Origin of the sequence: Actinomadura keratinilytica (genome assembly GCF_039539665.1) — a bacterium.
Lineage (GTDB): Bacteria > Actinomycetota > Actinomycetes > Streptosporangiales > Streptosporangiaceae > Spirillospora > Spirillospora keratinilytica.
This window is the reverse complement of the sequence record NZ_BAABDO010000294.1, coordinates 1-593: the sequence shown is the minus strand read 5'-3', so window position 1 is coordinate 593 and position 593 is coordinate 1. Positions and strand designations below refer to the sequence as shown.

The window sequence follows — 593 nt, the reverse complement described above, 5'->3', positions numbered from 1 at the left end:
CGGTCCATGATCGCGTCGGCGTGGACTCCGGAGCCGAGGCGTTGGTGCCAGTCCTTCTTCGCGTACTGGGTGCAGAACACGGTCGAGGCGTTGTCGTAGCGGTGTTCGAGGAGCTCCAGCAGCATGTAGCGCATGTCCGCGTCAGGGTGGTCCAGGAGCCACTCGTCGATCACCAGCAGGCTGAACGCTGCGTATTTCCGCAGGAACTTGTTCTTCCCCTGGGGCTTGTCGCGGGCCAGGGCCCAGGCCTCGGCGAGGTCGGGCATCCGGATGTAGTGGGCACGGATTCGGTGCTGGCAAGCCTGTTTGGCCAATGCGCATCCCAGATACGACTTCCCCGAGCCGGTGAAGCCCTGGAAGACGACGTTCTGCTGGCGGGCGATGAATGAGCACGTCGCGAGCTGGGTGATCACGTTGCGGTCCAGGCCGCGCTGCTCGATCAGGTCGAGCCGGCGGAGGTCAGCACCGGGGTAACGCAGTCTGGCCCGGCGGATCAGTCCTTCGACCTTCGCGTGGGTGAACATCGAGTGGGCCTCGTCGACGGCGAGCTGGAGACGGTCTTCGAACCCCATCCCCAGCACGAGGTTCTCATC

General features: G+C 64.8%; 1 protein-coding gene. It reads right to left on the bottom strand.

The features are described 5' to 3' along the window. Window positions 1–572, bottom strand: a 572-nt coding sequence (locus tag ABD879_RS32775) for an ATP-binding protein (RefSeq protein ID WP_345025682.1), incomplete at its 3' end; no start/stop codon positions are given. Between the last annotated feature and the right edge of the window lie 21 nt (window positions 573–593).